This is a genomic window from Streptomyces longispororuber, from assembly GCF_014656095.1.
GTDB classification, from domain to species: domain Bacteria; phylum Actinomycetota; class Actinomycetes; order Streptomycetales; family Streptomycetaceae; genus Streptomyces; species Streptomyces longispororuber.
This window is the reverse complement of the sequence record NZ_BNBT01000038.1, coordinates 26,907-46,116: the sequence shown is the minus strand read 5'-3', so window position 1 is coordinate 46,116 and position 19,210 is coordinate 26,907. Positions and strand designations below refer to the sequence as shown.

11 protein-coding genes and 1 pseudogene are annotated in these 19,210 nt (G+C 75.7%); 6 read left to right on the top strand and 6 right to left on the bottom strand.

Going from position 1 to position 19,210, the window contains the following annotated elements:
• Nucleotides 1-5 precede the first annotated feature (5 nt).
• Both IE330_RS15025 and IE330_RS15020 read right to left on the bottom strand, forming a co-directional pair.
• Nucleotides 6-2,357, bottom strand: a complete 2,352-nt coding sequence (locus tag IE330_RS15025) for an ATP-binding protein (protein ID WP_190136488.1) — start codon at nucleotides 2,355-2,357, stop codon at nucleotides 6-8.
• A gap of 380 nt (nucleotides 2,358-2,737) precedes the next feature.
• On the bottom strand, nucleotides 2,738-5,974 hold the full coding sequence (locus IE330_RS15020) for an NACHT domain-containing protein (RefSeq protein ID WP_190136487.1): 3,237 nt from the start codon (nucleotides 5,972-5,974) through the stop codon (nucleotides 2,738-2,740).
• Nucleotides 5,975-6,200: 226 nt separating this feature from the next.
• On the opposite strand from IE330_RS15020, the gene IE330_RS15015 reads away from it, so the two are divergent.
• The 3 genes from IE330_RS15015 to qcrB all read left to right on the top strand — a co-directional run bounded on the left by IE330_RS15015 (nucleotide 6,201) and on the right by qcrB (nucleotide 10,346).
• Entirely contained in the window at nucleotides 6,201-7,073 is an 873-nt protein-coding gene (locus IE330_RS15015; RefSeq protein ID WP_190136486.1) for a metallophosphoesterase family protein, read from the top strand.
• 250 nt (nucleotides 7,074-7,323) lie between these two features.
• Nucleotides 7,324-8,622: a cation:proton antiporter gene (locus IE330_RS15010; RefSeq protein WP_190136485.1), complete on the top strand. Its 1,299-nt coding sequence runs from the start codon at nucleotides 7,324-7,326 to the stop codon at nucleotides 8,620-8,622.
• 77 nt (nucleotides 8,623-8,699) lie between these two features.
• Entirely contained in the window at nucleotides 8,700-10,346 is a 1,647-nt protein-coding gene (gene qcrB, locus IE330_RS15005; protein WP_190136484.1) for a cytochrome bc1 complex cytochrome b subunit, read from the top strand.
• A 25-nt stretch (nucleotides 10,347-10,371) separates the two neighbouring features.
• Here qcrB and IE330_RS15000 read toward each other — a convergent pair whose 3' ends face one another.
• Nucleotides 10,372-12,597, bottom strand: coding sequence for a terpene synthase family protein (locus IE330_RS15000; RefSeq protein WP_190136483.1), 2,226 nt, complete (start codon nucleotides 12,595-12,597; stop codon nucleotides 10,372-10,374).
• Between the two features lie 277 nt (nucleotides 12,598-12,874).
• Here IE330_RS15000 and IE330_RS14995 point away from each other — a divergent pair, with 277 nt between their 5' ends.
• The 3 genes and pseudogenes from IE330_RS14995 to IE330_RS14985 all read left to right on the top strand — a co-directional run.
• Nucleotides 12,875-14,143, top strand: a complete 1,269-nt coding sequence (locus IE330_RS14995) for an MFS transporter (RefSeq protein WP_373314654.1) — start codon at nucleotides 12,875-12,877, stop codon at nucleotides 14,141-14,143.
• 56 nt (nucleotides 14,144-14,199) lie between these two features.
• A complete protein-coding gene (locus IE330_RS14990; RefSeq protein WP_190136482.1) occupies nucleotides 14,200-15,540 on the top strand; it encodes a 6-phospho-beta-glucosidase in 1,341 nt (446 codons plus the stop codon).
• A gap of 522 nt (nucleotides 15,541-16,062) precedes the next feature.
• Nucleotides 16,063-16,410, top strand: a pseudogene (locus tag IE330_RS14985) (sugar kinase); the annotation flags it as partial.
• A 323-nt stretch (nucleotides 16,411-16,733) separates the two neighbouring features.
• Here IE330_RS14985 and IE330_RS14980 read toward each other — a convergent pair.
• The 3 genes from IE330_RS14980 to IE330_RS14970 are packed head-to-tail and all read right to left on the bottom strand — an operon-like array spanning nucleotide 16,734 to nucleotide 18,956.
• Nucleotides 16,734-17,231 carry an FBP domain-containing protein gene (locus IE330_RS14980; RefSeq protein ID WP_190136481.1) on the bottom strand — a complete coding sequence of 166 codons (498 nt, stop codon included), beginning with the start codon at nucleotides 17,229-17,231 and terminating at the stop codon, nucleotides 16,734-16,736.
• A gap of 13 nt (nucleotides 17,232-17,244) precedes the next feature.
• The gene (locus IE330_RS14975; protein WP_190136480.1) at nucleotides 17,245-18,039 is read right to left on the bottom strand and encodes a GNAT family N-acetyltransferase; all 795 of its coding nucleotides are present in this window, start codon (nucleotides 18,037-18,039) and stop codon (nucleotides 17,245-17,247) included.
• Complete coding sequence (locus IE330_RS14970; protein ID WP_190136479.1) at nucleotides 18,036-18,956, bottom strand: NADP-dependent oxidoreductase; 921 nt, start codon at nucleotides 18,954-18,956, stop codon at nucleotides 18,036-18,038. The genes IE330_RS14975 and IE330_RS14970 overlap by 4 nt, the downstream gene beginning before the upstream one ends.
• Between the last annotated feature and the right edge of the window lie 254 nt (nucleotides 18,957-19,210).

Genomic DNA, 19,210 nt, shown 5'->3' with positions numbered 1-19,210 from the left:
GTTCCTCACAGTTCCGGCAGCGGCAGGGGACGCTTGTCGCGGGCGGCGGCCGGCCAGGTGCGGGCGGCCTGGCCGAGCACGGCCCGCCAGGTCCGGTGGCGCAGCGAGAGGAACGCGAGCTCGGCGCCGATGTCGGCGCACAGGTCGGCTTCCGGTTCCGCGGCCGCGTCGGACAGGTACCACAGGCCGTGCAGCAGCCTGTTGATGCAGCGGTCGATCTCGTCTATGTCGCGGTAGCGGTCGTCGTGCGCGCCCGCGGCCATCGCGGCGCGCTCGTCGGCCCAGTCGGCGGCGGGCGGGGGCGGGGCCGTGGCCGCGTACTTCAGGCACGTCAGCCAGCGCAGCGCGCTCTGCCGGTCCTGCTCCGACTGGAACTCCTCGGAGAGCGCGGCCACCACCGTCCGCGCGTCACCCGCGGCGAGCGTGTGGCGCAGCGCGTCGGCCTCGCTGTCCTCGCCGCGCGTGGTGTGGTGGCGGCGCAGGAAGCCGTGGATCTCCTGCCAGCCGCGGCGCGAGTCGGCGCCCTGCGAGGTGCGCCGGGCCTCGTGCACGAGCAGCGTGTGCAGCAGCGGGTCGGCGGCGAGCGGCCGGTCCTGCGGGGTGTCCCGCTGCCAGTGCTCGGCCTCCAGGTAGTCGGCGGCGGCGTTCGCGGGCAGTTGCTCCGGCCCCTCCAGGCGCAGGTGCGCGGCGAGCGCCTGCGCGGCCGTGCTGTCCCGGGCGAGCGACAGCGGTACGAGCCGGGCGCGCTGGTGCGGCGAGGGCAGCAGCCGCTCCAGGATGGCCCGGCTGACGGGGTGGCCGTCCTCGGTGGTCAGGTCGAGCAGCCGGCGCGGGGACAGCGGAGGCGACCCGGGCCGCTCGCGGGAGACGGCGGCGTGGGCGAGGACGGCGTCGCAGAGCACCCGGCTCGCCAGCGGGTGGCCGCCGGTCAGGGTGTGCAGGGCGGACGCCAGGTAGGGGTGCAGGGGAGCGGAGGCGGCGTCCAGCATCAGCAGGATGTCGGCCCGGCTGAGCGGGGTGAGCGGTACGACGACCAGACCGGCGAAGGGCGCGTGCCCCGTGCGCCGCCAGCCCGTGGAGGTCACCAGGTCGGGCAGCTCGCGGTGGACGGCCTCGGCCGCCTCGGGGGGCGCGTCGCCGAGCCGGGTCGCGACGACGACGAGCGGGTCGTGGCGGGTCAGGCCCGGCCGGGCGCGGTACTCCAGGACCAGGTCGACCAGGCGCGCCCCGGCGGGGGAGTGCGTGTTGTCGAGCAGCGCGAGCGGGCGCGGGTCGCGGTTCAGGCGCTGCCACTTGGTGCGGGCGGCGGCCACGTCCTCCAGGAAGGCGTGGACGAGCGTCTGCTCGGCGGCGTGCCGGTAGTCGCCGCCCCGGTGGAACCAGTCGGTGAGCCGCACCAGGCCCTCCAGGCCACCGGACCCGCCGGAGCCCCCGGAGCTGCTGGGGCCGCCGGGGCCGTCGCCGGGCGCGGATGCCGGGGTCTCGGCGTAGCGGTCCTGGTACCACTGGCGCAGCGGTGCGGCGGTGCGGCCGCGCGTGTACCGCTCGAAGTACTCGGTGAGCACGGCGCGCACGACGGCCCGCCGCTCCGGCCCCGGCCCGCCGCCCTGCCCGAGCCCGCCGACGCCCGGCCCGCCGCCCTGCCCGAGCCCGCCGACGCCGAACCCGCCGCCCTGCCCCGGCCCCCAGCCTTGCCCCGGCCCGCCGCCTCGCTCCGGCCCAGTACCCTGCCCTGGGCCGCCGCCGTGCTCCGGCCCGGGGCCCGGCCCGCCGAAGCCCCGTCCGCCCCCGTCCGGCCCGACGGCTCCCGTACCGCTCACGTCCGGCCCGCCCGGCCCCTGCCCGGCTCCGCCGTCCCGCCCCCCGGTGTCCGCCCCGGCGAGCCGGGCCCGTACCCGGGTGTCCCAGGCCTGTCCGACGGCCGCCTCCGTGCCCGACTCCAGGCGGCAGGCGATGAGCAGCCGCGCGATCCGGGCGGTGGCCCGGCCCCGTTCGTCGCGGCCGTCGTGGTAGCCGCCGAAGACGGCGACCAGACCGGGCAGGAGCAGGGGGAAGCGCCGGCTCAGGCCGGGCGCGAGCGAGCGCACCAGCTCCTCCAGGAGCTCGACCACGAGCCCGGAGGCGGCGGTGTCCACGCGCGCGAGCGGCAGCCGCCCCGCGTAGTGCCGCTCCAGGGCCTCCAGGACCGCGGTGCGCCCCATGCCGTGGCGTCCGGTGAGCAGGACGACCGGCAGGTCCTTGGCGTGCTCCCAGGGCACCCGGGCGCGTTCGGCGTAGGCGAGGCCGGTGAGGCGCGGTACGAGGTGGTGCAGAAGCGGATCGCGTGCGTACAGCCGAGGCGTTTCGGATGTGTGCATCTCGCCGGATACCGCTCCCGTCCGTCGCTGCCTGCCGCCGCCGTCCCTGCCGGGCCGCACCCGGGCCCCGCGCCCTCCTTGCCGGTGTCACCCGGCGCGTGTCAACTGCCGGGAAGGCCCCAGAAGTTACACCCACCACCCTCCCCTGGCCAGGCCTTTCGGGGCAGTGGATCGGGCATATCACGGCGGAACGCGTCCGGCGTCAGGTATACGCGGGGTCACGGCCGGGGCGGCGGTCCCGGACCCGCCCCCGCACGGCCACCCGGACCCCACCCCCGTACGGCCACCCGGACCGGCCAGCTCGCACGGCCACCCGGGACGGTCACCCCGTACGACCACACCCCGTACGGCCACACCCCGTACGCCCACCCGGCACGGCCTCAGTGCCGGGGCCGGAGCAGCAGCTCCACCCCCGCGGGCAGCTCCCCGGTCACCTCGCCGGGGTAGTCGAGGCGGACCCGGCGCAGCGCGAGCAGCCCGGCCAGGTGCACCAGGTCCACGGTGTCGAACAGCGTCAGGTGCACCTCCTCCAGGCCCGGCAGGCGGCGGGCGATCCGCCGCAGCGACACCGTGGCGCCGGGGCGCGCCCGCACCTCCAGGCGGGTGAGCTGCGGGATGCGGGTGCCGGGCGGGAACAGCATGATGCTGAGCTGCTCGTGCGACAGGCGCAGCGTACGCAGGGCGGGCAACTGGGCGAGCAGGGCGTCCCAGTCGTCGGGCCGCAGCCGGTCGCTGGCGTTGTGCAGGCGCAGTTCGCGCAGCTCGGTCAGGGCCGTGATCGCGGCCAGCTCCACCGCGTCGGGCGGCAGCGCGAGCAGCCGGAGCGCCTCGGGCCGCGGCAGGTCGCGCAGGCCCCGCCACGGCACGGCCGCACCGAGCAGCAGCGCGTCGAGGCGCGGGCACGCCGAGAGCCGGGCCAGCGGCTCCAGTTGCGGCAGGTCGGCCAGGGCGAGCCGCTGGAGCAGCGGCAGCCGGGTCAGCGGCGCGGTGTCGCTGACGGCGCGGCAGCCGGACAGGGAGAGCGACTCCAGCGAGGAGAACGCGGCGAGGAAGTCGAGCCGGGTGAGCCGCAGGTTGCCGCGCAGGCGCAGCTCGCGCAGGCCGGACGGGTCGAGCGCGCCGAGGACGTCCTCCGCGGAGAAGTCGCCCTGCAGGGCGACGCGGGCGTACCCGGACAGCGCGCTGAGGGCCTTCAGCTCGGCGGGGGAGCGCACGGTGACGGCCTCGCCCGCGCCCGCCGCGAGGAGCGGTTTGACGATCTCCTCGGCGTAGGCGTCGGTGTCGAAGCGGTCCCAGTGGGCGAGGAGCTGGGCGCGCACCGCGGACTGCCGGGTGCCGAGGAACTCGCGCAGCCGGGCGAGCGCCGCGTCGCCGCCGATGCGGCAGATGGCGTGCACCGTGGTCACCTCGGCGTCGCCGCTGAGGGTGTCCGCGGCGGGCAGCAGGCCGAGCAGCAGCGTGCCGGTCTCGGCCAGGGCCCGGGCCTCGCGCAGACTGCGCGGCGGCAGCAGTTCGGCGGCCCGCTCCTCGACGGTGGCGCGCACGCCGGGGTCGAGCCGGGTCGCGTGGTCGAGCGAGGCGAGGGCGAGCAGCCGCAGCCGGGTGCGCACGGTGTCGTCCTCCTCGCGGTCGGCCCGGCCGGTCAGCCGCGTCAGGAGCTCGGCGCGCTCGTCGGGGCGGGCCTGGGCGACGGCCATCTGCAGCACGTCCTCCCACGGGTCCAGGTGGGCGTGGCCGACGAGCGCCCCGATGTCGTGCTCCTCCAGGGCCGCCTTCGCGCCGAGGAAGTCCTGGAAGGTCCGGTGGATGAACGCCACCGCGTCCTCGGTGAGTTCGCGCAGCACCCCGGAGCGGTCCAGGAGCAGCCGCAGGACGTCCTCGGCGCTCCCGGCCCGGTCGAGCCGCGGCACCGAGGGGCGCAGCCGCTCCACCAGGTCGACGGCGGTCCGCCGCTCCAGCCAGGTGCGCTCGTTGCGGATCAGCCAGTACGCCAGCCGCTTCAGCGGCTCCGTCGCGGACCTCTCGTCGAGCTTCGGGGCGCGCCTGCCGTACAGGTCGCGCTCGCGGTCCCGGCGCTCCAGGAGCATCGACAGCGCGGCTTCGTAGAGGGCGACCCGGCCCTGCGGCAGGAAGCCGCGGCGCTCGCGGTGCAGGGCGCAGATCAGCGCGCACAGCAGCGGGTTGGTGGCGAGGCGGCTCAGCTCCGGGCTGGTGCGCAGCGAGCGCAGCAGGGTGGTGGCGAGGTCCTCGCCGGCGCCCGCCGCCTCGTGCCAGCGCCGTACGAACCGCCGTACGTCGCCGGGCCTGAGCGGCGTCAGCGTGAACTCGCGGAACCCCTCGCGGCCGAGCCAGTCCCGGGGCAGCGCGGAGGGCCGGGTGGTGACCAGCCACAGGTTGCCCGGGAAGGTGGCGTGCAGGGTGACGAGCCAGGCCCGCGCGCGGTGGCGCTCCGCCTCCGGGATCTCGTCCACGCCGTCGATCAGGAGCATGCCGCGCCCGGCCTGGAGCACGCGCACCGCCCAGCCCGCGGGCTCGCTGCCGGCCAGCGGGCAGCCGATCCAGCGCAGGAAGCCCTCGGGCATCGGCAGGTCGGCGTCCTCGCGGGCGAGGGTGCGCAGCGGCAGCACGAACGGCACCCGGCCCAGGAGCTGGGGCAGATGTCCGGGCACCCGGTCCTGCTGGGCCGTGGTGAGGGCGAGCCACTGCACGAGGGTCGTCTTGCCGGTGCCCGCGACACCGCGCAGCAGCACCCGGTCGTGCCCGGCCAGCGCCGCCTCGACGGGGCCCGCGGTGCGCTCGGAGTCGGGGTCCGGGTCGGCGCCGCGCGCGTCCGCCTCGGTGTCGGCGTCGCCGTTGCCGTACCCGGGCACGGGTTCGGCCGGGTCGCGGGCGGGCACCGCCTCCAGGCTCAAGTAGGCGGTCTCCAGGGGCCAGGCGTGGCTCCGCGGGTCGTGCAGGTCGACGCCGTGGATGGTCAGCGTGGCGTGCTGGCCGGCCACGTAGCGGGCGTAGCGGCGCTCGAAGTCGGTGTCCTCGGCGCGGGTCGTGGGCAGCCGTTCCAGGAGCAGCCGGAGCTGCTCCTTCTGCTCGCTCAGGGAGCGGCGCAGCTCGACCTGGGTGCGCGCCTCGAACCCGGGCCGCTTGCTGAACTCGTGGACCAGGTGCAGGCAGGCGGTGACGAGCAGCCGGTCGTGCAGGTGCGCGGCGTCGGCGCTGAGCAGCGCGCGGGTCTCCGGGGCGCTCGCCCGGACCAGGGCCTCGGCGAGCTTCTGCGGGCCGAGGTCGAAGGCCTGGACGTCGTCCATGTCCAGGTCGCCGAGCGCGCGCAGGGTGTGGCCGAGGGCGTAGCCGACGGCGTTCTGCTCGTCGGGCGCGATCGGTGGGTCGTGCGGGCCCGCGGCGCGGACCGCGCGGCGCACCAGCTCCCGGGCGAGCTGGTAGAGGTCGGCCTCGCTGAGGGTGCGGCGGTCGCCGGTGAAGGAGAGCAGGCGGCCCAGGCGCACCGGGCGGTCGCCGAACTCCGCGCCGGGGCCACGGGGCGGCAGCAGCAGGCGCTTCACCAGGGGCACAAGGACCGACGCCGCGATGCGCAGGCCCGCCGTCGTGCCGGCGTCCAACAGCCCAGCCCCCTTCGTCACTTCGCGGTCCGCGAGGCCCGGCCGGGCTCCACCCCGTTCCCCCCGCGCACCCGCCCGACGGGGCCGCACCGGCCCCCCGGGGCCCCACCCACGCACACCGGACGGCCGGGACGCCCCGCCGCCCCGCCCGGGCCCGCCGGAAGCCCGCCGCCCACTATCTCGGCTCGGCTACGGCAGATCCAGCCCCTTCGGTTAGCCTCGCGTGGTGACGACATCTGCTGCATCGCGCCGGGCACCGAGGCTGTTCGCCATCAGTGACCTGCACGTGGCGTACTCCGAGAACAGGAAGTTCGTCGACGAGCTCTGGCCGGAACACGAGGGCGACTGGCTCATTGTCGCGGGTGACACCGCGGAGATGGCGGCCGACATCGAGTGGTCGCTGCGGACGCTGGCCGAGCGGTTCGACACCGTGATCTGGTCGCCGGGCAACCACGAGCTGTGGACGCCGGGCGACGACCCGAACCAGCTCCGCGGCGACGCCCGCTACCGCCACCTCGTCGAGATGTGCCGCGGGTTGGGCGTGCTCACGCCGGAGGACCCCTTCCCGGTGTGGCACGGCGAGGGCGGCCCGGCGGTCGTCGCCCCGCTGTTCCTCCTGTACGACTACACCTTCCGGCCCACCGGGACGTACGCGAAGAGCGACGCGCTGGAGTACGCGTACGAGACCGGGATCGTCTGCACGGACGAGGTGCTGCTGCACCCGGATCCGTACCCGACCCGCGAGGACTGGTGCCGGGCGCGCGTGGAGCTGACGCGGGAGCGGCTCGACGGGCTCGACCCCGCCCTGCCGACGATCCTGGTCAACCACTGGCCGGTCGTGCGCGAACCCACCCGCATCCTGCGCTACCCCGAGTTCGCGCTGTGGTGCGGCACCGAGGCGACCGCCGACTGGCCGGTGCGCTACCGGGCCGCGGCCGTGGTCTACGGCCATCTGCACATCCCCCGTACCACCTGGCACGACGGCATCCGGCACGAGGAGGTGTCCGTCGGCTACCCGCGCGAGTGGAAGCGCGAGTGGCACCCCTCCCCGAAGCTGCGGCAGATACTGCCCGCGCCCGCCACGGCCCCGGGCCGCTAGCGGGCGCGTCAGCACCCTGTCAGCCGCCCCCGTGAAGCCTGTGCCTCCTGAGCACCGATGGAGGCACGTGACGGGGAGGCACCATGGGGCACGTGGTACGAAGCGGTACGGCAGGGCGCGCCACGCGACGGGCGACCCTGCGCCGGGCGGCCCACCGCCGGACGGCCCCGCACCGAGGGGCGCGCCACGGGGCGGTGCGGCGCGGCCCGGGGGCGGGGGAGCGGCACCGTGACGGGGAGGCGGTCCCCTCGTGACGAGCCACCAGACACAGCTCCTCTTCCTCGACCTGGCCCTGATCATCGCCCTCGCCCGCGGCCTCGGCACCCTGGCCCGGCGGATCGGCCAGCCGCCGGTCGTCGGCGAGATCCTCGCGGGCGTCCTGCTCGGCCCGACGCTCTTCGGCGACCTGCTCACCGGCCACCTCTTCCCCGCCGACGTGCGCCCCCTGCTCACCGCGCTCGCGGACATCGGCGTGGCGCTGTTCATGTTCGTCGTCGGCCTCGAACTCGAACACCGGCTGCTGCGCGGCCGCGCCCGGGTCAGCGCGGGCGCCGCGGTCGGCTCCACGCTCGTGCCGTTCGCATTCGGCACCGGCCTCGCCCTGTACCTGCTGCGCGGCCACGGGACCGACCAGCGCGCCCCGTTCGTCGTCTTCATGGGGCTCGCGGTGTCCGTCACCGCCTTCCCCGTGCTGGCCCGGATCCTCGCCGACCGGGGCCTGTCCCGCACGGAGCTCGGCGCCGTCGCGCTCGCCGCGGCCGCGCTCGTCGACGTCGTCGCCTGGACGGCGCTCGCCGGGGTGCAGGCCGTGGTCGGCGGCGCCGGGGACTACTGGCGGGTGGCGCTGATCGTGCCGTTCACCGCGCTGCTCGTGGCCGCGCGGCCGCCGCTGCGGCGCCTGCTCGCCCCGGCGGCGGGCACGGGCGCCGCCGGACCCGGCGCGCACCGGCTCGGCGCCCTGGTCATCGGCGCGCTGCTGTGCGCCGCGGCCACCGAGGCCATGGGCATGCACTACATCTTCGGCGCCTTCCTGTTCGGCGCCGTGCTGCCGCGGGACGCCGTGGCCCCGGTGCGCGACGAGATCTGCGAGCGCACCGGCCACGTCACCTCACTGCTGCTGCCCGTGTACTTCGTCGTGGCGGGCCTCAAGGTCGACCTGCGCGGCGTGGGCCCGGGCGGCCTGGCCGACCTGGCCGCGATCCTGCTCGTGGCCGTCCTCGGCAAGTTCTGCGGCACGTACGCGGGCGCCCGCTCCCAGGGCCTCGCCCCGCCCGCGGCCGGCCGCCTGGCCGCCCTGATGAACACCCGGGGACTCACCGAGCTGGTGATCCTGGGCGTCGGCCTCCAACTGGGCCTGCTCGACCAGGGGTTGTACTCCCTCATGGTCGTCATGGCGCTGGTCACCACCGCCATGACCGGCCCGGCCCTGTCCCTGATCGACCGCCGGGCACCCGCCCGCGCCGCGGAACCGGAGCGTGAGGCCCCGGGTGTCCCGGTCCCGGCGGCCGCCCCCGCCCCCGCCCCGGGACGGACGGGCTCCCTCCGGTAGCCGCGGCGGCGCGTCGCGACGGTTGGCCCCCGCCCGGCCCGCCCCTACGCTGGATAGCCGCCCGAGGGGGGAGCCGCATGAGCGAACGCACCCAGGACCACGGACCGGACCGGCGGGCCACACCGCCCGCGAAGGGCGAGCGCGTCGCCGACTGGGCGGACAGCCGCCTCGGCATCCACACCGTCGCCAAGTCCCAGCTCCGCAAGGTCTTCCCGGACCACTGGTCGTTCATGTTCGGGGAGATCTGCCTCTACAGCTTCCTGATCCTCATCCTCACCGGCGTCTGGCTGACCCTGTTCTTCGAGCCGAGCGGCATGGAGGTCGAGTACAACGGCACGTACGAGCCGCTCAAGGGCGTCCTGGTGACCCGGGCGTACGAGTCGACCGTCGACATCAGCATGGAGGTGCGCGGCGGGCTGCTCATCCGGCAGATCCACCACTGGGCGGCGCTGGTGTTCGTCGCGGGCATGCTCGTGCACATGATGCGGGTGTTCTTCACCGGCGCCTTCCGCAAGCCGCGCGAGATCAACTGGCTGTTCGGCTGGACCCTGCTGCTGCTCGGCATGATCACCGGCCTGACCGGCTACTCGCTCCCCGACGACCTGCTGTCCGGCACCGGCGTGCGGTTCGCGCAGGGCGCCATCCTCTCCCTGCCCGTGGTGGGGACGTACCTGTCCTTCTTCCTCTTCGGCGGGGAGTTCCCGGGCCACGACATCATCCCGCGGCTGTTCGCGGTGCACGTCCTGCTGCTGCCCGGGATCATGCTGGGCCTGATCGTGGCCCATCTGATCCTCGTCTTCTACCACAAGCACACCCAGTTCGCGGGCCCGGGCCGCAGCGAGCGGAACGTCGTCGGCGCGCCCTTCTTCCCCGTCTACGTCGCCAAGGCGGGCGGGTTCTTCTTCCTCGTCTTCGGCGTCCTCGCGTTCATGGGCGCCGTCGCCACCGTCAACCCGGTGTGGGTCCTCGGCCCCTACCGGCCCGACCTCGTCAGCACCGGGGCCCAGCCGGACTGGTACCTCGGCTTCTCCGAGGGGCTGATCCGGGTGATGCCCGGCTGGGAGATCAACCTCTGGGGTCACACGCTGGCGCCCGGCGTCTTCATCCCCTTCATGCTCTTCCCGCTCATCATGGTGGCCATCGCGGTGTACCCGTTCGTGGAGGCCTGGGTCACCAAGGACCGGCGCGAGCACCACATCGCGGACCGGCCGCGCAACGCGCCCGCGCGCACCTCGTTCGGCGTGGCCTGGCTGACGCTGTTCGGCGTGCTCATGGTGGGCGGCGGCAACGACATCTGGGCCACGCACTTCCACCTGTCCATCAACGCCATCACCTGGTTCGTGCGCGTCGCCTTCTTCGTCGCGCCGGTGCTCGCCTACGTCGTCACGTACCGCGTCTGTCTCGGACTTCAGCGGCGCGACCGCGACAAGGTGCTGCACGGCCGGGAGAGCGGCATCATCAAGCGCCTCCCGCACGGCGAGTACGTGGAGGTCCACGAGCCGCTCACCCAGGCCGAGCGGTACACCCTCACCGCGCACGAGCAGCCGCCGACGTACGAGATCGGGCCGCTGGTCGACGGGCACGGCGTGGCCCGCAAGGTCCGGCGCTCCGACCGGCTGCGGGCCCGGCTCTCCCGCGCCATGTACGGCCCCGGCACGTACGTGCCGAAGCCCACGGCGGAGGAGTACCGGCAGGTGCGCAGCGGCGGCGACGGACACCACTGACCGGCACTCCCGGCGCCTGCCGTGCTCATGCAGGGGGCGCGCCGGGCGTCGCGGCGAACTCCCGCAGCCAGGCGGGGCGCACGACCTCCGTGCCCGGGCCCGTGGGCGCCCCCGCAGGCCCGTGGGAGAGGTACTCCGCCCGGTAGCGGCGGCAGTCGCGGTGCCAGACGTGGATGCCCGCCAGCCAGTTCCGCAGCTCGCGCACATGGGCGTCGAGCGCCTCGCGCGCCTTCGCGTCGAGGCCGAGGTCCGCGCACAGCACGGGCAGTTCGTGCTCCACCACGTGCTGGAACTGGCGCAGCCGCGACCGCATCAGGTCGTCCACGACGTGCAGCGCCGTGGGGTAGTCGCAGTCGAAGAAGTCCTGCACGACGAGCAGGGCGTTGTGCACCTCGCCCTCGTACTCGATCTCCTTCTGGTACGAGAACACGTCGTTCATCAGGCAGGCGTAGTCCGCCGCGGCGTTCTCCAGGGCGCGCAGCGTGCCGCTGTCGCGGACCTCGCGGGGCAGCCGCCCGCCGTGGGCGAGGCGGCTGAGGCTCATCGTCAGGTCCGAGCCGAAGGTGAGGCGGCGCATCTCCAGGTAGTCGACCGGCTCGGGGACGCGGTGCTGCGCCTGGTTGGCCAGCTCCCACAGCCAACTGTCCAGCATCGCCACCACGGACTGGCGCAGCACGACCCGGCCCTCCTCGTCCGCGGTGGCCGTGGTGCGCGCCCACAGGTCCCCCAGGCCCCGCTCCAGGGCGTTGACCGGGGGCGGCGGCGGACTGCCGGTGAGCGGCATGAACAGGCCGAGGCGGTCCGTGCACACCTTCGCGCCGAGCAGGTCGCGCTGCCTGCCGAACACCGCGGGGTAGTAGTCGTCGCCGTACGTGCCCCACGTCAGCCAGCACGCGCCCAGGTCGAGCTGCTCGGGCGTCGCGTCCGGGTGCAGGCCCGCGGCGCACAGCGCGAGGTCGTACCGGTCGAGCTTGTGCGCGTCCCACACGTGGGAGGCCGGGACGCCCGGCTGCGGCTCCAGCATGCCCGTGCGGCGGGCCCAGTCCTGGACCTCGCGCCGTGCGCGGTCCAGGTGCGGGCTGAGCGTCGCGGTGAACGGCAGGTCGAACTCCGGGATCAGGGACGGGCCCACGCGCTGGAACGGCACGTGCGCCCGGCGGCGCGCCCGCGCGCCGGTCGCGGAGATCAGCGCCCGTACGCCCGTCGCGGAGGTGCCGACCCCGGCGGGGCCCGGCACCGACGCCGCGACGGCGCCCTCGTTCATGTACCGGCTGGAGCGCAGGTGCCACTCGTGGCCGCCCGACTGCCAGTCCTGGAGGCCCTTGGCGTACGCGAGGACGTCCCGGCACCGGGACGGCGCCAGGGCCTTCTCGGCGAACAGCGGCGCGAGCTCCGTGGCGAACGTGTCCTCGAACTGCTGCATGCGCGAGGTCAGCAGCTCGTTGACGGTGTCCGCCGCCTCCTGCGTCGAACAGCCGAGGAACGTCTCCAGGACGAGCACCCCGTTGCTCAGCTCGCCCTCGTCCTCGACCTCGCGCTGGTACGAGAACAGGTCGTTGCGCAGGTGCACGGCGTCGGCGAACGTGTCCCTCAGGACCCGCAGCGGGCGCGTGTCCGCGACGGCGGCCGGCACCTCGGCCCCCGCCGCGAGCTCCACGAGCCCCGCCGACCACGGCGCGCCGCCCACCTTGCGGCGCATCTCGATGTACTCGACCGGGTTCGCCACGCGCCCGGCGTGGATGTTGGACAGCTCCCACAGCGACTCGTTCAGGAGGTTGCGGGTGCTCTCCGCGAAGCGGGCGCGCCAGGCGGCGGACATCCGGGGCACCGTGCGCCGCCACAGGTCCGCGAGGCCCGCCTCCACCGGGTTGGCGGGAGCGGGCACGGGCGCCGCCGGGTCCGCCGGCATGAACGCGGGCAGCCGGTCGAGGTAGGCCTTGCCGCCCTCGCGGTCCTGGGTGCGCTTGAACAACTCCAGGAAGTGGTCGTCGAAGAAGAAGACCCACACGTACCAGTCCGTGACCAGCGACAGGGTGGGGCCGTCGCAGTCCGGGTGGGTGTACGCGCACAGCAACGCGTAGTCGTGCGCGTCCAGGTCCGCCTGCTCCCACACCCCCGACCCCTCCAGCATGCCCATCCCGCGGGCCCACTTCCGCGCGTGCGCACGTGCCTGTTCCACATGGGGGTTGAGGCGCGCCGGATGCACCATGTAGAAGTCCGGCAGGTCGAAGGGGCGCGTCGGCTGGGGCATGCGGGGTCTCCTCACACGGGGGGCGTATGGGCAGCCAGCCACTACCCTCCCCACCCCGTCCGATGCGGTGCCCGGCACGCGGTCACACCATCGCGTGATACGGAGAGCGGAAAGGCGCGGCGCGCCTCGAACGCCCGTGTGGAGCGGGGCGCTTCTCCGGGCCCTCCGGGGACGGCAGGCGGGGCGGGGCGCGGGGGGACAGGGGGACAGGGGGACGGCAGAGGAGTTGATCACATCCCTTGTGCGGGGAGGCCGCCGCGGGTGAGGGTGAGCCACCGTGACCGAGACCCGTACCGACACCGCATCCCCGCCGGCCGCGGCGGCGCCCGCCCTCAGCCGCCGCATGGTCCTGCTGCTCGCCGTGGCGTGCGGGGTCGCCGTCGGCAACCTGTACTTCCCGCAGGCCGTCAGCCCGCTCGTCGCCTCCGGGCTCGGCGTGTCCGCCGACACGGCGGCGTTCGTGGTGACCGCCGCCCAGTTCGGCTACGCCGTGGGCATCTTCCTCCTGGTGCCGCTCGGCGACCGCGTCCCGTACCGGACGCTCATCACCACCCTGTTCACGCTCACCGGCCTCGGCCTGCTCGGGGCGAGCGCCGCGCCCGGCCTGCCCGCGCTGCTCGGCGCGAGCGTCCTCGTCGGCGTCACCACCGTCATCGCCCCGGTCGTGGCGCCCATGGCGGCGGGCCTCGTCCCGCCCGAGCGGCGCGGCGCCGTCACCGGCACCCTCCTGAGCGGGTCGATCGGCGGCATGCTGCTGTCCCGCGCGTTCGGCGGCGCGCTCGGCGAATGGCTCGGCTGGCGGGCCCCGTACCTCGTCACGGCCGCCGCCGCCCTGGTCATCGCGCTGGTCCTCGCCCGCACCCTGCCGCGCACCGAACCGCCCTCGCGCGGGCGCTACCCCGCGCTGCTCGCCGAGTCCGTACGGCTGCTGCGCGCGGAACCGCTGCTGCGCCTGTCCTGCTTCTACCAGGCGGCCGTCTTCGGCGGCTTCCAGGCGCTGTGGACGGGCGCCGCGCTCCTGCTGACCAGCGACACGTACGCCGCGGGCGCCTCGGCGGTCGGCGTGCTCGCCCTGGTCAACGCGGGCACGATGCTGGCCACGCCGATGGCGGGCCGCCAGATCGACCGGCGCGGCCCGGACGTGGTCAACGCGGTGTGCATGGCCGCCGTGCTGGCGGCGGCGGCCGTCCTCGCGCTCGCCGGCCTCGGCGGCGCCACGGGCCTGGTGGCGCTCGCGGCGGGGTCGCTGCTCCTGGACGTGGCCATGCAGACCGGCATGATCGCCAACCAGGTACGGATCTTCGCCCTCAGCGACGAGGCCCGCAGCCGCCTCAACACGGCCTACATGACCTGCGCCTTCATCGGCGGCGCCGCCGGGTCCTCCCTGGGGGCCCTCGCGTACACGACGTGCGGCTGGCCCGGGGTGTGCGGCCTGATCGCGGCCCTCACGCTGGTGACGGTGCCCACGGCGGCGCGCCGCGCCCGCGGGGCCCGCGCGGGGCGGCGGGGGCAGGGCGGTCGAGGCACCCCCCGGCCCGGGCGGTAGGCGTTCCGGGGTACGTTCCGTACGTACCCGTGGGGCGAGTGCAAGGTGGTGCAGTGGTGAGGCTGACGATTCTCGGCGGCGGCGGATTCCGCGTACCGCTCGTGTACCGGGCGCTGCTCGACGACCACGAGGAGGGCCGCGTCACCGACGTCGTCCTGCACGACGTGGACGCCGCGCGCCTCGACGCGATCGCGCGGGTCCTCGCCGAGCAGGCCGCCGGGGTGCCGGACGCGCCGGCCGTGCGGGTCACCACCGACCTCGACGAGGCGCTGCGCGGCACCGACTTCGTGTTCTCCGCGATCCGTGTCGGCGGCCTGGAGGGGCGCGCCGCCGACGAGCGGGTCGCGCTCGCCGAAGGCGTGCTCGGGCAGGAGACCGTGGGCGCGGGCGGCATCGCCTACGGCCTGCGGACCGTGCCCGTCGCCGTGGACATCGCGCGCCGGGTGGCGCGGCTCGCGCCCGACGCGTGGGTCATCAACTTCACCAATCCGGCCGGGCTCGTCACCGAGGCCATGTCCCGCCACCTCGGCGACCGCGTCATCGGCATCTGCGACTCCCCGGTGGGCCTCGGCCGCCGCGTCGCCCGGCTGCTCGGCGTGGACCCCGCCCGCGCCTGGATCGACTACGTCGGCCTGAACCACCTGGGGTGGCTGCGCTCCCTGCGCGTCGACGGCCGCGACGAACTGCCGCGCCTGCTCGCCGACCGGGAGCTGCTCGGCTCCTTCGAGGAGGGCAAGCTCTTCGGCCCCGACTGGCTCCGGTCGCTGGGCGCCGTCCCCAACGAGTACCTGCACTACTACTACTTCAACCGCGAGGCGGTCGCCGCCTACCAGCGGGCCGAGCGGACGCGCGGCGCGTTCCTGCGCGACCAGCAGGCCCAGTTCTACGACGCCGTGCGCGACCCCGGCGTGCCCGCCTTCAAGGCCTGGGACGCCACCCGCGCGGAGCGCGAGGCCACGTACATGGCGGCGAGCCGGGCGGCCGCCGGGGCGGGGGAGCGGGCCCCGGAGGACCTGGAGTCCGGCGGCTACGAACAGGTGGCCCTGGCCCTGATGCGGGCCATCTCCCACGACGAGCGCTCCACCCTGATCCTCAACGTCCGCAACCGTACGACGCTGGCCGCGCTGGACGCGGACGCGGTGGTGGAGGTCCCCTGCCTGGTGGACTCCGACGGGGCGCACCCGGTGTCCGTGAGCCCGCTGACCGGGCACGAGCTGGGGCTGGTGTGTGCGGTGAAGGCGGTGGAGCGCGAGGTGCTTGCCGCGGTGGAGGCCCGCTCCCGCGCGGCCGCGGTCAGGGCCTTCGCCCTGCACCCCCTGGTCGACTCGGTCACGGTCGCCCACCGCCTCACCACGTCCTACCAGGAGGCCCACCCGACCCTGGCCTACCTGAGGTAACCACCCCGCGCCCGGGTATGGCGCCACGGCGGCAGCCACCCCGGGCAGGGCCCTTCCCCACCCGGCACACCGACCCGCGCGGCCCTTCCCCCACCCACCCACCCTCCCCGTCCCGGGCACACCGACCCGCGCGGCCCCGCTCCCACCCACCCACCCGCCCTCCCCGTCCCGGGCACGCCGACCCGTGCGGCCCCGCTCCCACCCGCCCGCCCCCGCGAGGGGTTGGTGGCTGCCACCCATGGAGACGAGGCACGAGCCGGTAGGGCTGGAACCGTACGAAAGGGCCCCCACCCCACGCAGCCCCGGCCCCCGCCCAACTGCCCATACGAGAAGCACCGGCTGCACGGGGGCTGCGCTCGGAACAGGGGGGCGGAGCCGCATTCCCTTAGGTCACGGCCTGTCCTGGGGCCTTGGCGGTACGGGTCGGAAGCCGTCGTGCAGCGGCGCGGGAAGACGGAGCGGATCCGTAGAGCCGGTAGGAGCGGCGGAGGGTGAAGGGCGTCGCCGCGGGCCGGTAGGTCAAGCCATGCGTACGAGGGGGAGCGGACCATGGTCAGCCACGGGCACGAGCCGCCGCCCGACGCGGACTGCCCCGACGCCGCCGCCCCCGCCTGCCCGCCCCGCGCGCGGGCCGCGGTGGCCTCCCTCGTCCCCGGCAGCAGCGCGCCGTGGATCGAGTCCGCCGCCCGCCGCGGTACGACGATCTTCGCCGACGTGGGCTGGGACGAGTCCGGCCACTGGGACCTCGCCCGCCTGCCCGACCTGCGGCACTGCGAGGCCTTCCTGCCGAACGCGGAGGAGGCCATGCGGTACACCGGCACCCGCTGCCCACGCGCCGAGGCGGCGTACACGGTGGACGGACGCACCGGCCTGAGACGCAGGCGTTACGGGCGGGTGGGTGCTTTGTCGTGCGGCGGTGAAAGGACAACGCACCCGCAAGCCGGTAGGTCGGGGCCGGGCCTGGGAGCGAGGCAGCACGGGTGGGCGGGCGGGTGAATCGCCGCGGAGCGGCGGCAGAGGCAGGGCGGGGCCGCGTGCCGGTGGCCGGGGCTGGGGTGCGTGGCTGGCGCGTAAGCGGTGGCCGAGGTGGCTGTGTCGCCGCGCGTTGGTGGGCCGTGCCGGGCCGGGGACTGGGGTGGCACGGGTGGGTGGGAGGGAGGGGGGCCCGGTCGGGGCGCCCCCGCCAGAACAGGTCAGGACTGGACCTGGTCCAGGAACCCGTACAGGTTCCGCAAGGTCCGCTCGTTCCGCTCCGCGACACCGAGGCTCTCCTCGAACCTCCGCACCAGCACAGACGTCTTCTTCCCCCGCACGTACAGCGAGCAGGCCAGGTCCGCGCACATGTACGCGCCGACCGAGTTCCCCTGCCGCCCCGCCTCCCCCGCGCGCGGGGCGACGAACAGCGTGATCCCCGACCCCGACTGGGGCGTCACGCACACCGAGCAGATGCTGGACTTGAGCAGGCTCCGCTGCCCCCCGCCGGAGGCGCGGAGCGCGACCCCGACGGGGGCGCCGTCCCGTACCGCCACGACGTACCCCCGTTCCGGCGCCTTGGGGTCGCGCCAGCCGAGGAAGTCCAGGTCGTCCCAGGGGGTCTCGGCGAACCCCGGGGGCAGGGTGAGCCGCCGCGCCTCGCCCTTGGAGCAGTTCACGAAGGACGCGCGGATGTCTTTCTCGCCGAGAGGTTCCATGATCCGGAAGTTATCAACCGGCCCGGACGCCCGTCCTCCCCTTTTCCGCCGCCCCACCGGACACACCGGCCACGGTCCCGGCCACAACCCCGCCCACGGCCCCGCCCACGGCCCCGCCCACCGGCGGCCGCCCCGCCCGGAACGGGATCGCGCGCCGCACCCGGAAGCCGAGGGACTCGTACAGCCGGACCGCCCCCGTGTTGCGCGCCGCGGTGTGCAGGAACGGCGTCTCGCCGCGCTCGCGGATGCCGTACGCGACGGCCCGTACGAGCCGCGCCGCGAATCCGCGCCCCCGGTACGCCGGATCCGTGCACACCGCGCTGATCTCGGTGAAGCCCGGCGGCCGCAGCCGCTCCCCGGCCATCGCGACGAGCACCCCCCGGTGGCGCAGGCCCAGGTAGGTGCCGAGTTCGACGGTCCGGGGCAGGAACGGGCCCGGCCGCGTGCGCGCGACCAGGTCCAGCATCTCCGGTACGTCGTCGGGCCCGAGCCGTACCGCCTCGGGGTCCGGCACGGCGGCGAGACCGCCGTCGACGAGCTGCACGCCCGGCAGGTCGGCGGTGAGCTGCCAGCCCTCCGGCACCTCCGCCCCGACGCCCGGCAGCGGCACCACCCCGTCGCCCCCGGCGAAGGCGGCCAGGTCCGCCCAGTCCGCCGCGTCCGGCCGGTCGGGCAGGCCCAGCCAGGGCGAGACGTCCACGGGGTAGCGCACCACGCGCCCGTACCGCTCGGCGAGCGGGGCGTGCGGGCCGGTCAGGGACGCGTACCCGGGGTTGTCCAGCGGGTGCGCGGCCCCGCCGGCCGTCACGGCGCGACCTCGATGACGACCTTGCCCCGCGCGTGCCCGGACTCGACGGCCCGCAGCGCCTCGCCCGCCCGCTCCAGCGGGTACACCGCCGTGATGTGCGGCCGCAGCACGTCCGCCGCGGCGAGCGCGGCCACCGCGTCCAGGACCTCGGCGGTGCGGGCCCGGGCCACGGGCGAGCCGCCCAGCTCGGCGACGATCTGCTTGCCGCCCGCGGTGACCAGCTTCGTACGGTCCGCCACCAGCTCCGCGACGGCCCGCAGGTGCTCGCCGCCGACCAGGTCGAGGACCCCGTCCACGCCCTCGGGCGCCACCGCGCGGACGCGCTCCGCGAGGCCCGGCCCGGGCGCCACGTGCGTCACGCCGAGCGACTCGACGTACTCCCGCTTGCCCTCGCTCGCCGTGCCGAGGACGCGCAGCCCCTCGTGGCGCGCGAGCCGCGCCGCGTTGCCGCCGACCCCGCCGCCGACGCCCGTGACCAGGAGCGTGGCCCCGGCGGGCAGCGCGAGCTGGCGGATGCCGTCGTACGCGGTCGCGGCGGCCACCGGCAGCACGGCGGCCTCCGCGAACGACAGGCCCTCCGGCTTGTGCGCGGCGACCGCCGCCGGCAGCAGGGTGTGCGTGGCGTACCCGCCGGTGAGCGTGGACCCGAACACCGCGTCCCCGACGGCGAAACCGGTGACGCCCGGGCCCGCCTCCAGGACCACGCCCGCCGCCTCGCTGCCGAACACCTCCGGCAGCACGGCGGGCGCCTGGCCGGGCCTGCGGTAGCCGCCGCGCAGCTTGTGGTCGACGGGGTTGACGCCCGCCGCCCGGACGGCGACGAGCAGTTCGCCCGGGCCGGGCCGCGGCGGCTCCCGGTCGACGAGGGCCTCCACCTCGGGCCCGCCGTGCCGGACGAAGACGTACGCCTTGGCCATGTGTTCCTCGCTCCCGTCGATCGACTTCCGACGGTGACAAGGCGGCCGGACCGCCCGGCATTCCTGGACGGCCGCACTGTTCACGCGGGCGCAACACGGGGTGCGGCGCGGGCCGTTGCGCCGCGGGGTGCCGCGCGGGCGGGAGCGACACGCGCCCCCGCGCGGGGGAGCGACACGTGCCCCCGCGCGCGGGGAGCGCCACGGGCCCTCGCCGCACCCGCCGCCCGCCGCCCGCCGCGCGTCGCCGACGGGAA

Excerpts from the sequence above, each read along its gene's own strand:
- IE330_RS15025 (WP_190136488.1), bottom strand. The coding sequence starts at position 2,357 with ATGCACACATCCGAAACGCCTCGGCTGTACGCACGCGATCCGCTTCTG.
- qcrB (WP_190136484.1), top strand. The coding sequence starts at position 8,700 with ATGAGCGAACGCACCCAGGACCACGGACCGGACCGGCGGGCCACACCG.
- IE330_RS15000 (WP_190136483.1), bottom strand. The coding sequence starts at position 12,597 with ATGCCCCAGCCGACGCGCCCCTTCGACCTGCCGGACTTCTACATGGTG.
- IE330_RS14980 (WP_190136481.1), bottom strand. The coding sequence starts at position 17,231 with ATGGAACCTCTCGGCGAGAAAGACATCCGCGCGTCCTTCGTGAACTGC.
- IE330_RS14970 (WP_190136479.1), bottom strand. The coding sequence starts at position 18,956 with ATGGCCAAGGCGTACGTCTTCGTCCGGCACGGCGGGCCCGAGGTGGAG.